This is a genomic window from Dendronalium sp. ChiSLP03b, from assembly GCF_034531165.2.
In the GTDB taxonomy this organism is placed as follows: domain Bacteria; phylum Cyanobacteriota; class Cyanobacteriia; order Cyanobacteriales; family Nostocaceae; genus Dendronalium; species Dendronalium minutum.
On sequence record NZ_JAVRBR020000086.1, the window covers coordinates 22,019 to 35,245 of the forward strand.

General features: G+C 43.0%; 11 protein-coding genes and 1 pseudogene. 5 read left to right on the forward strand and 7 right to left on the reverse strand.

Annotated features, from left to right (window positions below; all coding sequences use genetic code 11):
- Window positions 1-371: 371 nt before the first annotated feature.
- Complete coding sequence (locus RMY31_RS20655) at window positions 372-512, reverse strand: hypothetical protein (RefSeq protein ID WP_322664895.1); 141 nt, start codon at window positions 510-512, stop codon at window positions 372-374.
- Window positions 513-556: 44 nt separating this feature from the next.
- On the opposite strand from RMY31_RS20655, the pseudogene RMY31_RS20660 reads away from it, so the two are divergent.
- Together RMY31_RS20660 and RMY31_RS20665 are read left to right on the forward strand one after the other, a co-directional pair.
- A pseudogene (locus RMY31_RS20660) lies at window positions 557-934 on the forward strand (SPFH domain-containing protein); the annotation flags it as partial.
- Window positions 935-1,057: 123 nt separating this feature from the next.
- Window positions 1,058-1,345 carry a hypothetical protein gene (locus tag RMY31_RS20665; protein ID WP_322664893.1) on the forward strand — a complete coding sequence of 96 codons (288 nt, stop codon included), beginning with the start codon at window positions 1,058-1,060 and terminating at the stop codon, window positions 1,343-1,345.
- Window positions 1,346-1,530: 185 nt separating this feature from the next.
- On the opposite strand, the gene RMY31_RS20670 is transcribed toward RMY31_RS20665, so the two are convergent.
- Window positions 1,531-2,814 carry a hypothetical protein gene (locus RMY31_RS20670; protein ID WP_322664891.1) on the reverse strand — a complete coding sequence of 428 codons (1,284 nt, stop codon included), beginning with the start codon at window positions 2,812-2,814 and terminating at the stop codon, window positions 1,531-1,533.
- Between the two features lie 478 nt (window positions 2,815-3,292).
- Between RMY31_RS20670 and RMY31_RS20675 the strand changes: the two genes are divergently transcribed.
- Window positions 3,293-4,036: a hypothetical protein gene (locus tag RMY31_RS20675; protein ID WP_322664921.1), complete on the forward strand. Its 744-nt coding sequence runs from the start codon at window positions 3,293-3,295 to the stop codon at window positions 4,034-4,036.
- Window positions 4,037-4,338: 302 nt separating this feature from the next.
- Here the strand turns inward: RMY31_RS20675 and RMY31_RS20680 are convergent, their stop codons facing one another.
- Together RMY31_RS20680 and RMY31_RS20685 are read right to left on the reverse strand one after the other, a co-directional pair.
- Entirely contained in the window at window positions 4,339-6,483 is a 2,145-nt protein-coding gene (locus RMY31_RS20680; RefSeq protein WP_322664890.1) for a DNA/RNA non-specific endonuclease, read from the reverse strand.
- A gap of 56 nt (window positions 6,484-6,539) precedes the next feature.
- A complete protein-coding gene (locus RMY31_RS20685) occupies window positions 6,540-7,562 on the reverse strand; it encodes a DUF2278 family protein (RefSeq protein WP_322664888.1) in 1,023 nt (340 codons plus the stop codon).
- Window positions 7,563-8,309: 747 nt separating this feature from the next.
- Between RMY31_RS20685 and RMY31_RS20690 the strand changes: the two genes are divergently transcribed.
- Window positions 8,310-10,646 carry a cation:proton antiporter gene (locus RMY31_RS20690; RefSeq protein ID WP_322664886.1) on the forward strand — a complete coding sequence of 779 codons (2,337 nt, stop codon included), beginning with the start codon at window positions 8,310-8,312 and terminating at the stop codon, window positions 10,644-10,646.
- Window positions 10,647-10,702: 56 nt separating this feature from the next.
- On the opposite strand, the gene RMY31_RS20695 is transcribed toward RMY31_RS20690, so the two are convergent.
- Window positions 10,703-10,921 (reverse strand): Hfq-related RNA-binding protein, encoded by a 219-nt coding sequence (locus RMY31_RS20695; RefSeq protein WP_322664884.1) that lies wholly within the window; start codon window positions 10,919-10,921, stop codon window positions 10,703-10,705.
- Between the two features lie 134 nt (window positions 10,922-11,055).
- On the opposite strand from RMY31_RS20695, the gene dapF reads away from it, so the two are divergent.
- The gene (gene dapF / locus RMY31_RS20700; RefSeq protein WP_322664879.1) at window positions 11,056-11,895 is read left to right on the forward strand and encodes a diaminopimelate epimerase; all 840 of its coding nucleotides are present in this window, start codon (window positions 11,056-11,058) and stop codon (window positions 11,893-11,895) included.
- Here the strand turns inward: dapF and RMY31_RS20705 are convergent.
- Window positions 11,879-12,547 carry a DNA-3-methyladenine glycosylase 2 family protein gene (locus RMY31_RS20705; RefSeq protein WP_322664877.1) on the reverse strand — a complete coding sequence of 223 codons (669 nt, stop codon included), beginning with the start codon at window positions 12,545-12,547 and terminating at the stop codon, window positions 11,879-11,881. The two genes, dapF and RMY31_RS20705, sit on opposite strands and share 17 nt — an antisense overlap.
- A 282-nt stretch (window positions 12,548-12,829) precedes the next feature.
- Window positions 12,830-13,096 (reverse strand): hypothetical protein, encoded by a 267-nt coding sequence (locus RMY31_RS20710; protein ID WP_322664875.1) that lies wholly within the window; start codon window positions 13,094-13,096, stop codon window positions 12,830-12,832.
- Window positions 13,097-13,227 lie beyond the last annotated feature (131 nt).

Below are 13,227 nucleotides of genomic sequence, written 5' to 3' on the forward strand. Positions count from 1 at the left end.
ACTGCCTAATATTTGTTGTAATACATTTAGTAACAAATAGTAATACATCTGCTTAGCTATAGTTCGGGTTCTAGTTCGCCCAACTGGTGCGCCAACCTTTGGATTGAGCGTATACCGCACAGCAATGCGTCACTACTCCATTGTTTGATTAGCTCAGTGGCAGAGCATCCGAAGCGATCGGTTGGACGTAGGTACCCTTCGGGAACGCTTACGCGAACGAGTTCTACATCAAACTCCCGAAAGTTAGCTCACTGGATAGAGCGATCGACTCATAATCGATATTTCCATACGGCAATGTTTCTCCTTCCTGATGTTTTATTCGTCCTAGTTCTAGTAATAAATTAGCTGCTTCTGTTTGCGGAATTTTTAGATCAGCATAAGCCCAGCAGGAAGCCGACAAAAGCAAAATTACTAGAGGGGATTGATAATACTGCCGTGAGCGATCGCGTCAACCTGGCTATGTTTGCTTTGGATTTTGAAGGTGTGGCAGAAAAAGCAAGCGATTGAATCATTGTACAATCGCCCTAACAGTATTTGAGCAAATGCAATGATACCTTTAGATGGATTGTTAGAAGATAAAGGGGCAATTGATACAAGTGTTGCTGAATATATTCGTCAGAAAACCGCAGACTATGGAATTGGAGTAGATTCGCTTGGGGTTAAAGATATTATTCTCCCTGGTGAGATTAAGTCGATTTTGAGCAAGGTCGTAGAAGCCGAAAAAGCAGCCCAAGCCAACGTAGTCCGCCGTCGTGAAGAAACTGCTACTCGCAGTATGTTGAATACTGCCAAGGTAATGGAAGATAACCCTGTAGCATTGCGCTTGAAAGAATTGGAGGTGCTGGAGCGAATTGCAGAGAAGATTGAGAAAATTCAAGTTAATGGCAGCTTAGATAGCATTTTGACGGAGTTGATTCGAATTAATCGTGAATAGGAACTTCTGTAATTGTTGACTGATAACAGTCAACAACTTCAAGCGGGATAATTTATTGCTTGGAGTTCCCATTGATAATCACCAAACCGATGTACTATACAGATAGCTTTACAAAAATCAACCATGGTAGAACGCCCAATCAAAAAATCGGAACGTCAGTCCCAAGCAAATACTGACACTAATTCCGAAAATTCGGATTCTGTGCCTCCTATTGAATCCAATCCTAGAAGCTCGAAACCAAGGGGTAATCGCTCGTCTGGTAAAGGGAAAAAAGCATCATATGGGGATGAAAACAAGCAGCAGGTTAATCCTGCACTAGCGCGTGGACCGAAACCCGTTAAACCTAAAATCAATGTCAAAACAGAGCCTGAAACTGAATCAGAACCTATTTCTGAAGAGTCTCAAGATTAACATTTTGCCGAAGTTTATACTTTAGGAAGTATGACATTCTCTTGAGGTTTTAAAAATTCTGCTAAGCTGTTGTGTTTCTTTCCCAGACCTCTTTTGTTGAGGGTAGCTTAACCAAAAAAAGCGATCGCAGTTCCATGCATTACCTGCTATGTTAGTTGCGATCGCTACAGCTAGTTTTGATAGCTTTACTTTTTACTTGTGACTGGAGAATTCCCAACTCCATCGTTATCAATCGCACTATAACTTTCACTACTCATCAACCCCAACCAAGGGTCAGAGCTAGGAGTTAAAAACAGTTCGGCGTAGACTTTTTCGTTTAATGAATTCACTTCACTTGTTCCATTTCCTTGGATAAACCATTGATGAATTTGTCTATGCAGCATATATTCATTTCTGGCAGTATCTAAAGCCATTGCTGTTTCAAAATTGCTCACAACACGCTGCAAATCAACATTTCCTTTTTGGAAGCGTTTAGAATTTATTAAAGCAATGCTATTTTTATCTAACTTTGCATCATTTCTATAGAGTTGGGCAATGCGCCGCCATGTCGCTTCATCAGTAATTTCTCGTAAAGCTGCTGGATTACTAGTAGCAGGAGACATATTGCGTAACATGGGACTTTCTACTGCCATTTTAGTCATTGCGATCGTTCCCGCAACTGGAGCGCTAGGTGGTTCATTGCTCGAAGTCGGTATTTCTACTAGACGCGGCGGATTTTGGATGTCCAGTTTTGCTAAATCTGCATTCCATTGGTCTTGAATTGATGCTAAACGCTGACGATGGCGATCGCGCAAAAAGTTTTCCCGTGCTGTACCTTGGCGTTTGCTATATTCTTTAATTGCTTTTTCACCATCAACTAACTGACGCAGAAAAGCTTGAGGGCCATATAATCCTGGAATTGCATCAACAGGACGACCGGAACTATCTAAAATATAGTGAATGCTATTGCCTGTAATAGTACGTTCTAGCTTGCGCCCATCACCAAAATCTACAGTCACTTTCGGGGCTGAACGCACAGATTGCCAGTGTAAAATATAGTTTTGCCGCAAGTATTTAGATATCTCTGCATTAGGATACAAAGCGACGCGGAAAAAGCGGCTGTTAGCGCAACTTAAATCTTGGTCGAGTCTTCCCAGTAATCGCAACGAAAGAATGGGTTTATTACTTGCTTTAGCTGCGGCTTTAGCTTGTTCTAAATCAGTGTACCAGTAAAGTTTTGAGGCGTAGCAATCCTTTTGTTGGCAAAGTGCATCTAATGCTTGATGCATTTGAGGTGAGGGATTCGTGAGTTCTTTTACATAAATACTGAGAAATTTATCTAACCCGTTTGGGCCTTGAGTACGGAGTTGAGTAACTTGTTGTGCAAGTTGTGCGGGTTTTGTTGCAGATGTTTGAGTCAAGGCTGTTAGCACTAATCCCGTACCTACAACAGAAGTTGTAATAACAGATGTAATGAGTTTTAAATTCATATGCTAATTAATTAAAAATAGTGTTGTTGTGATTATACTTTTTCTAGAATCATAAGTCATCAGTTTGTAATTATATGTAGCTTTACATTAACCTGCGCTCTAATTAAAAATTTCAAATGCTCTTTTTCTAAGATTTGAAAGCATTTTATAGACGCGTAGCATATTGTCACGGGATATATTATCCTGATTTTTTACAGTGAAATAATATTAATATGCCCTTGTTTGTAGTTACTTGCTTGATTGACGAAGGTATCTATAAAAAATATTTTTCATGTTGTTGAAGCGTCTTCCAAGCTAGCGATCGCTCAACATATTTTTGATATCAAGTCCAAGCAATGATTTATTATTAAAAGTTCTCTGCGTCAGCCCTAATGATAAGTCTTCAACCGGACTTGATATTACATGCTAACTAAAAGATTGGCACTGATTCAACTTTGTGTTATGGTGTCGTTTTACACAAATTACCCAGTCAATGTCAATGATTAATCGTCATCAATTGCTAAAGTATCTGACATTTTTATTTTTGTCAGGAGTATTAGGATCTGATTTAGCAATCTCTCAAGTTCTTGCCCAAAGTGGCGTACAGTCATCTGTTAGTAAAGGTGTGACTTTTACATGCAATGACAGTGAGGCAACCATCAAAGCTAAAAATGGGCCTAAAGTGGCTATTGGGCTAACAACTATCTATATTGGTTATCAGCAAGTATCATCTGCGAACAAAGACCCTCGGATCGTTCGTTTCGATAATGGTGTGAAAAAATGGTGTCGGAGTGACTACGAAACAACGAATGACGATGGCACAGGCTACGGATTGCTTTGGGATGGAAGAAATGTTTTGTATGGTGTTTTCTCATCCACTGGTAGCCAGACTGGTAATGATTTTCGACGCTTTGCCACTAGCAGTTGGTTGTCTAGCTATGGCAGCGGCGGTGGTGCGAAAGTAGCAGTTCTAGCTCGGATTAATCCCACCAGTGGCAATGTTGACTATGCCACATTTTTATCTGCCAAAAAGCTTACCGATGGTAAAACTAACTCTTTAGTTGTTACTAACTTATCGTGGAATGGCACAAATTTGACTGTCAAAGCAGATTCGTGGTGGTCTCCTCGCCGTCCCGATCGCAATCCGATGATTTGTTCTGGTTCATCACCTTTTAAATACACAGCCGTATTTACTGGCGATTTAAAAAAGGTCAACTCAGCTTCAGCAGTTAACTGTACGTGAATTCCCCTGTCTTGACTTCATGTAACGTCAATCGCCCAAACTTGTGCTGGGTTTTATTGTGAGTAACTCGTCTGGACATGTGCGATCGCACTTTAGATTAACGTGAGCTTCTAACGAAGGGCATTCGTTATGCCTTGAGAGAAACAATCTAGTTTCCTAGGAGTTCGACAGCTTGATGTAGGTACAAAAAAGCTGAAACTGGAGTAAGAACAAAAATTAACGTCAGTTCGAGTTAAGCTGAGATCCTGCTCCTGCTGTCATCCGATAACACAGAAACGATCTAAAATTCCTGGACGTGTCTATTACATTAGAATATCGTCTAACTCCGTAAGTTCGATGTATGCAGACGAGAAGAAATCGATCGCTGTACTCTCATTGGGGGAAAACCGACGGCGACGGTTAACTCTGGCAGTTTCTAAAGGATCGCACTTTTTCAGTGGTTGTTCGTCTTTACCATATACAAAAGTAAGCCCCGTCAGACGCTCGATTTCAGAAATTTTCACTTGGAAGGTTTTGAACGGAGCAAACGGAATGTCAGCTTCGATGCCCAATCGAGCGATGACATCTGCTTGACTGGCTAAGTAAGCTGTAGCGAAGAGTTTACCATCCGAGTCGATCGCCGCAGCGATCTTCCAGTATTGCAGGGGATAAGGAACGCGTTTATATTCTGGATCGCTATCGTCGAAAATTGGTCCAGTGAAGATTTGAGCGTTATACCGACCTGCAATAATCGCGTCTTCTAAGATGTGACGTTCGATCCCCTGCCAAATTTGGATACTTTGATTGAAACCCGAATGTTGGGGCGTGCAGTTGGTAAAGTGACAGGTATCCCCAGCGGAAGCTAAGGCAGTTTGGGGTGTATCACCAAATTCCAAATCTTCTCGTCGCGTCAGATGCCCGCGATCGAATTGATTTTTGGCGTAGTAGAACTCCCCAATTTGAGCATCTTGGGGAATGCGCGGATCTAACCGCCAGACATCGCGCGGACGGCTCATTTCAAAACGGTTACCAAAGCTGACGTTAGCTGCGCTGTAGATGGCAAAACGACGTTTCCGATGCATCACCACGCTAAAGTTGTTGTAGTGGAGGATGTATCGATTATTTTCTGAGGGCGAGATTAATTCAGTCGCTTCGACCTCAAGTCCAGGAGAAAGTTTGGGGAGACCTATGTGGTACTTCGTGCCGAGGAAATCTGGGTTGTAACCTTTGCGATTGTCGTAATTGGGATCGAAAGGCGCATCAAATTTGGCAGTCGTCGTGCGGGAATCACCCCTACGCTCCAGTCCCGATAGGTCGCTTTCGCGGGCTGATGCAAGTTGGTTAGATGGAGTTCCAGCACCCATTACCTCGCCATTAGCATTAATTTGCAGGGTAATTTGCAGGGGAATAGTCACCGTTTGGATATTGTTATCTTGAGTCATGGGATCGACTGGTTTAATGTCAGGGACGAAAGAATCGCGATCGCTGCCTATAATCCGGGCTGATTCTGGGGTGATATTAAATAGCGGTTGGAGTAGAGGGTGAACGGGGAGGAATTGTTTCAAGGTTTGGACAATGCGACTGGCTCGAATCCCCTCATTGGCAATCCACTTAATTCTCGATTCGTCCATCGTGCGGGGATTGAAATCCTGCCCATCGATGGTTTGAATTTTGCCTTCGTGTCGTTCGGGGATACCGCTATGGTGCAGGGCAACCACGAACCAATCGTTGTTATGTACTGGAGAGCCAGAAGAACCACCGAGGGTATCGGTGGAATACCATAGAACGTCATCGGATCGCTTAATCAATCTGTTTTCACGCACGCAAAGTTGCTTCCGTTCTCCCGATGGGTGCTGAACGATCGTCAACCATTCCCCTTCTAAGGATTTGCCGGGAGTATCCAATAGCGGCAGCCACCCGAAACGCTCCAAGCGTTCCGTTCCATCGGTCGATGTTTCTGCGACAGCGACGATGGTAAAGTCGAGATTTGGAGAGGTATAAAACAGTTCTTGAGGTGTAAGGGTAAACTCGACAGGTCCGATCGGTCGATCGTGGAGATCGATTTCGTAATTGAATTGAGCCGATGAGTTGACTGCCCAATCAATACTTGGGAGTACATGATTGTTGGTAATCAACACTTGGGGAGCGATCAGAAAGCTTGTACCCCAGCCGTAGAATTTACCATTAGGTTGGCGAATCTGAATCCGCGCTACCGCTCGTGCGGCGATCGCACCCCGTTCGAGATAGTTGACTAATTGGAGTTCGTTGCCAGCGAGGACTCGCTCAAGGGTATCCACTGCGATTTCCTCATCACCGAGGGATTCAGTGAGAAATTGCAGGCGTTGGAGTCGTTCGGTGGGAGTTGCGACATCTTTGGGGGTGCGATTTTGCAGCAACTGAATGCGAGTCGCCAGATCGAAATCCAAGCGTCGCAATGCTTTATCGATCTGTTCGGCAATAATGCTCATTGGAACGATCTTATGACTTAAAAAACCACGACAGTATTCTCAATTGCAGCTTGCTCTTAGGTGTAAGCAACACCGTGAACTTTCAGTCCATTTTGATTTATCAAAGAAATGATGCCACCCGTATTGGATAAAATGGCTCCCGTGCCCAATAGCGTAACTTTTAGATGAGCGTGGGATGGAATCGAACCCTGTAGAGGCTCTGCCCGTTTGAGACCATCTTGAATCGTCCAACCGGAAAGATCGATCGCTCGATCGGTGTTATTGAATAGGGTTATCCATTCGTTGCCACGCTCGCTACCCACTGGATTCACTAAAGCTTCGCGAATGAGAACGCCGCGATCGAGAACGTCGGTACTAGCCGCAATGTCATCTTCAACTTCAATAACAGGTTTTTTACCGGGAGTAGTAGGTCTGGCACAGTTATTGCGAGTGTTGGCATGGCCGCTGATATCGTCGGTATGCCAACATTGAGATTGGAATGCCGAAAACATTGCTATCCATTTATTCTGCTGTTTAAAGTGGAAAAATAGCCCACCATCTTGATAGACTCCATCGTCTTTCTTGAATTTTTTATCGAGGCTGCCTTGATTCATGTGAACATCGTGAATGCCGATTTCGCCTTGAGTAAACTTAGAACCAAAAACGTAGACTTCGACATTTTTATTGTTGATGTTTTTCTCGACGATGCCGCTGAGGCTGTCAAAGATATCATTATTCGCACCATCTTTGGTGGTAGGAATGATTTCCATCTCTGCCGGATCGAAGAGATTCTTGCGAATGTAGTCTAAGGCGACAGTATTTGGCTTTTTCTCGATAGAGGTGAAACCGAACGATAACTTGACAAGCTCGGCTAAAATCGGGTTTTGATAATTTAAATCAAGCTTGACGAGTAAATAAGAGGGGGGAATGCCAGGGAGTTTTTCAGCTAATACTTTACTAGTCGAACCGACATTAATGGCTGCCTTATATGTCTTAGTCCCATCGGAGATAAAAATACGATAGTGAGGATCGCTATCTCTATCTTCATCGACTTTTACGATGTGTCCTTTCAGTACTGAGTAATTGGGTATTCCCGACATATCAGGTTTTGCTTTGCTAAGTTAATTTTGCAGATATTTCCAGATACAGCGTCTCCTTGCCAGACCCAGCACGGGCGAGAAATACTAGAGTAAGAAGGAATAATGCTTTTAACCTCTGTCTTGTACTTCACAAGAGTCTAAAAACCACATGCTACGCTTCGGTAATCCATTCATGGTATAAATTTTATTAAAATGTAATGTAGGAAACTTGGCTGTATTAATGAGTTTGAGGACACCGAAGGAAACTGCATTGCCTTACATTCTCAGTAAGCTGTAGAAAAATTTCGTATAACAATTGCTAGCCACCTAACACGGCATTGGAACCGAACGGCGAGAGTTTGTTGTTCTATGTTTCGGTATTATCTGCGTCCAGTGAGCGGGAACGTTGTGTAGTCTGAGTTCTCAGTTGGGACATAACTTGAAGCCTATCTGTAGATCGAGGTGTTGGGTTGAACGAAATGAAACCTAACCTTTTTTTGCAACACTTTAGCCTTGTCGCACCACTACGCAAATATGAGTTTTGTATTTAACTAAGATTTTTAGTAAAACTACTGTCTATTTTAATTTCTGGATTATACTTGCTTTCCTCAGTTTTTCTGTCAAGCGTTCGGTCTTCGTTCCGTTATCGCAGTCGCTTTGCTTGTGTTGCTCTGTATTATCTAGTTAACTTATGCCGTCAACATAGTCTGAGATAGATAAAACTTTGTATCCTAAATTAATAGGTTTTAATAGTTCTTTTCAAAACTTGTGCAGGAAGATTTTAGGCTAATTGTTGATTTAGTATTAGTTCTCGCCGTCGCAGCCTGTGGTGGTCTTTTAGCATCACTTTTACGACAACCCGCGCTATTGGGATATCTCATCGGCGGAATGATTGTCGGGCCAGCCGGACTGGGACTGATTAAAGAAGTGATTCAAGTGGAAACTCTGGCACAGTTCGGGGTTGCCTTTTTGTTGTTTGCTTTGGGTGTGGAATTTTCGTTTACGGAACTCAAGAAAGTAAAAGCGATCGCTTTGGGAGGAGGCGGACTCCAGATTTCCCTCACGATCGCAGTCACAGTTTTAGTCTGCGGCTTAACAGGAGCTTGGGGAGCCTTACCTGCCAAGGGCGTATTTTTGGGGTCAATTTTGTCTTTGTCCTCCACAGCGGTTGTCCTGAAATGCTTAATGGAGCGGAACGAAACAGAAACGCCCCACGGACAAGTGATGCTGGGTATTTTAGTGGTGCAGGACTTGGCCCTGGGGCTGATGCTAGCAGTATTACCCGCTCTCCACGAACCAGGGGAAGTCATTGGTGTAGCAGTGTTGACAGCCTTGGCGCGGATTGGATTATTTGCCGCCGGGGCTGTGGCAGCGGGGCTTTGGCTAGTACCGCCTTTGTTACGACTGCTAGCCCGTACCGAAAGCCGAGAACTATTTTTACTAGGTGTTGTAGCGCTGTGTTTGGGCATTGCTCTGCTGACAGAGTATTTGGGACTCTCGATTGAAATGGGGGCATTCGTTGCTGGTTTGATGATTTCGGAGGTGGAGTATGCCGACCAAACCCTAACTTATGTAGAACCGCTGCGAGATATTTTTGCCAGCTTGTTCTTTGCCGCCATTGGTATGTTAATTGACCCAGTGTTTTTGTGGAAAAACCTGGAATTAATTTTGGGACTAGTGGCGATCGTTTTCGTAGGTAAGTTTTTAATTATCACGCCTTTGGTGAAGCTGTTCCGCTACCCTTTGAAAACTGCGTTAATCGCTGGGTTGGGACTGGCTCAAATCGGGGAATTTTCTTTTGTTCTCGCCAGTGAAGGGCAAGCACTAGGGTTGGTATCCCGACAGATATATTTACTAATTTTGGGAACTACAGCAGTCACTCTCATACTTACCCCTTTTGTACTGCGGTTAGTACCATTTTTATTTAACTTTGCCGAATCAATGCCTTGGTTGAAACCTTATTTAGAAGAAGAGCAACCGCGTGATGTCTCAGACGATTTACCCTTAAAAGACCATGTGGTAGTTTGTGGCTATGGGCGAGTAGGCAAGAATTTGGTGAAATTATTACAGCAACATGATTTGCCTGTAGTAGTCATCGACCAATCAGAAAGCAGAATTCAGAAATTACGTGAGGCGGAAATACCTTATGTTTATGGTAATTGTGTCAGTTTCCACGTTCTGGAAACTGCTGGGGTAAACCATGCCAAAGGAATGGCGATCGCTCTTTCAGACCCCATGAGTACCCGTCTGTGCTTGAAACGTGCTTTGGAATTATGCCCAGAATTAGATTTGGTTGTCCGCGCCACGCAAGATAAAAATATTGAAGTACTTTACCAACTGGGAGCAAGGGAAGTAGTGCAGCCAGAGTTTGAGGCCAGTATCGAAATGGCTACTTATTTATTAAATTGCTTAGGCTTTTCGCCACTGGTGGTGCAACGAGAAATGCAGCAAATCCGTAACGGTCATTATTTAGATTTGCGGCCAGAACGTTCAGCATCGGAGGTTTCCCGCGATTTACGGCAAGCCACTCGCGATTTGAATCGCCGTTGGTATTCGCTACCGTCTGTTTCTCCTTTAATTGGCATGAGGTTAGAAGAAGCGGATATGCGCTACTTAACAGGGGTAAGTTTGATGGCAATTCGCCGCGCTAACGGTGATGAAATCGATTATCCCGATGCTCAAACTAAATTAGAAGAAGGCGATCGCTTACTGGTGGTAGGAGAATCTGAAGAATTGGCAGCTTTGGAAGAATTGGCTAAGGGACAGGTGGCGGTTCCCGGAGAAAATAGCGCTTGCCAGTGGACTACAGTCAATGCTGATTCTCTAGCTTTGGGTCAAACCCTGATAGATTTGGAAATCCACGATAAATCTGCGGTCAAGGTACAGGCGATTCGACGAGATGGCAAGTTTATCCGCTCTCCTGAGAGCAATACAGACCTGCGAGATGGCGATCAGGTGCTATTATGCGGTAGCTTACCAAGTTTGAATCAACTACAACCTTTATTTGCCTCAGTCAGTAAAGTCCCTTTATCTATCCCCAAGGTTAAACCTGGGGAGCCACAAGCACTTAAAGAGTTTCAACCTGTGGATAAATTGCGGGAGTAGTCAGCGATTGGTGGTCAGTGGTCAGCAGCAATTAACAATTGACAGCTAACAACTGACTAATTTTTCGGCTTGATGTAGGCGATCGCTTGCTTCCAAATGGTGGTTTGCTGGCTGTTTTCGTCTGTAATACACACACATTGTGGGTCTTGCCATAAAACCCTGCCTGTCAGTAGATCGCCCGTTATCAGTTTGAACTCTACCACTGCTGTTTGTTTAACTAGGTTTTGCAGTTGCCGAATGCTAGGCAGTGAAGTATCAAATTCAGTTGTATGCATTTTAGGTAATGATATGACTGGGGACTGGGGATTGGGGACAAACCAATTAAAAATTAAAAATGTAAAATTAAAAATTTTTAATTTTTTATGCTCAAACCCCAATACCTAATCATTGATAATTCATCCTTGGGGAAATGGCAATCGAATTTACTAAGTATCACGGTCTGGGAAATGACTTTATATTAATTGACAATCGCTCATCATCCTTGCCTGTACTGACTCCAGAGCAAGCAGTCAAATTGTGCGATCGCCACTTTGGTATCGGTGCTGATGGTGTGATTTTTGCCCTACCCGGAGAGAACGGCACTGACTACACCATGCGGATTTTTAACTCCGATGGTTCCGAACCAGAAATGTGTGGCAATGGTATTCGCTGTTTAGCTGGTTTCTTGGCAGAATTAGAAGGTGAATCCCGAAATAAAGACCTTTATCGCATTCATACCCTAGCTGGTGTAATTACGCCCCAACTGATGCCCGATGGTCAGGTGAAGGTGGATATGGGTTTCCCCAGGCTTCTGGCTAGGGAAATTCCCACTACCCTTGGTGCAGCTGACGTAAAAGTGATTAATCAGCCCTTAGAGGTTGCAGGGCAAACTTGGGAAGTCACCTGCGTAAGCATGGGCAATCCTCATTGCATTACCTTTGTAGAAGATGTGGTAGCAATTTCCTTAGAAACCATAGGCCCCCTGTTTGAACATCACCCAGCGTTTCCCCAACGGATAAATACTGAATTTATTCAACTGGTGAGCCGAGATTACCTGAAAATGCGAGTTTGGGAACGGGGTGCTGGTATCACATTAGCCTGCGGTACTGGTGCTTGTGCTTCTTTAGTAGCGGGTGTATTAACTGGAAAATGCGATCGCACCGCAATTGTAGAACTCCCTGGCGGACCTTTGCAAATTGAGTGGTCAGAAATAGACCAACGAGTTTACATGACTGGTCCTGCCAAGCGGGTATTCACTGGTAAACTGTAACTGACTTACCATTGGCATTACTCAGGTAGTAATGCCATAAAAGTCTGGCAGCAACAGCACGCCACGGTCGCCAGTTTTCAGCGATTGCTTCCAATTGTAATGGTGTTGGACGTGCTGTCAATTTCTTAAGCTTCTGGGTGGCGATCAATAATCCTAAATCCCCTTTGGGAAAGGCATCGGGGTGTTTCAGCGCCATTAATAAGTAAATATCAACCGTCCAGTCTCCGATACCTTTGAGCCGCTTGAGTTCACTTCTGATAGTAGTTTCGTCCATTGTTTCCAGTTTAGTTAAATCAAGCTGACCACTCGTTATTGCATCCGCTAAACCACGACAATAGAGAATCTTTTGGCGACTAAATCCGATCGTTTTCAATTGAACATCATCTAATGTCAGAAAATTTGCTGGTGTCAGCGGTATAACAATCCCACACAAACGGTTAAATACAGCCCTTGCTGCTGCTAAGGAAACCTGCTGTTCCAAGATTATACGGAGTAGTGTGGGAAAACCAGCTTCTCTTTCCCACATCGGAGGATTGCCCAACGTTTCTAAAATGTGAGCCAAATCGCTGTCAAGTTCAGCAAGCACTATCAAACCATGAGTAAGGCTTTCTTGCGTCAGCAATTTTAATTCAACTGTTTCTTTCAATATCATTTTTGTAAAATTTCAACTTTTATAGTAGTTTTTTTAGTAACTATAACAATCCTAAATGATTTATAACAGGACGTTTTAACTAAAAAACATTTTACAGTTCTCAATAATTACTAAATAACTGAAATATTATGATTCTATCTACAGCTTACTCCTTAGCCGAGTAGTAAATTACAAATTCGGAACTTGTGGCAAACCAGATGGTAAATTTGAATAAAAGCTTTTAATGTTTTTATCGACTTCTAGACAAAGCATTTGCAACGCTTGAATCTCATTTAGCTTTCGTTATTTAATATTTAAATCACCCTCTTTTAAGTCTTCTTGTATTGCCTTTATACTATCTTGTTGAGATGATATGAAATTATTAATAATACCTATTACCTGTCCTTGATAAGTAGCAATAAATTGATTTGCCTGAAGTTCTAACTGATTTCTAATTTCATAGGCATACTTGGGTAACTGCTCTTTCATTTGATTGCGAATTTTCTTGAGATCGGTTCTTTTACGCCAATAACTCCAACCGAAACCAAACAAGCCAGTTGCAATAGACATCTCCAAAATAGTATATTTTGTGGTAAAAGAACATCATGAGAAGTTTTTTAACACTAAAATATGAGTGACATACTGAATCACATTGAGGAGAATCCGAAAGAAACAAAGCGGTTAATTGGTGTGGAGTATGA

What these genes read in the sequence shown, in the direction of transcription:
- RMY31_RS20655 (WP_322664895.1), bottom strand. Translation starts at nt 512, where the DNA reads ATGATTCAATCGCTTGCTTTTTCTGCCACACCTTCAAAATCCAAAGCA.
- RMY31_RS20665 (WP_322664893.1), top strand. Translation starts at nt 1,058, where the DNA reads ATGGTAGAACGCCCAATCAAAAAATCGGAACGTCAGTCCCAAGCAAAT.
- RMY31_RS20670 (WP_322664891.1), bottom strand. Translation starts at nt 2,814, where the DNA reads ATGAATTTAAAACTCATTACATCTGTTATTACAACTTCTGTTGTAGGT.
- RMY31_RS20675 (WP_322664921.1), top strand. Translation starts at nt 3,293, where the DNA reads ATGATTAATCGTCATCAATTGCTAAAGTATCTGACATTTTTATTTTTG.
- RMY31_RS20680 (WP_322664890.1), bottom strand. Translation starts at nt 6,483, where the DNA reads ATGAGCATTATTGCCGAACAGATCGATAAAGCATTGCGACGCTTGGAT.
- RMY31_RS20685 (WP_322664888.1), bottom strand. Translation starts at nt 7,562, where the DNA reads ATGTCGGGAATACCCAATTACTCAGTACTGAAAGGACACATCGTAAAA.
- RMY31_RS20695 (WP_322664884.1), bottom strand. Translation starts at nt 10,921, where the DNA reads ATGCATACAACTGAATTTGATACTTCACTGCCTAGCATTCGGCAACTG.
- dapF (WP_322664879.1), top strand. Translation starts at nt 11,056, where the DNA reads ATGGCAATCGAATTTACTAAGTATCACGGTCTGGGAAATGACTTTATA.
- RMY31_RS20705 (WP_322664877.1), bottom strand. Translation starts at nt 12,547, where the DNA reads ATGATATTGAAAGAAACAGTTGAATTAAAATTGCTGACGCAAGAAAGC.
- RMY31_RS20710 (WP_322664875.1), bottom strand. Translation starts at nt 13,096, where the DNA reads ATGTCTATTGCAACTGGCTTGTTTGGTTTCGGTTGGAGTTATTGGCGT.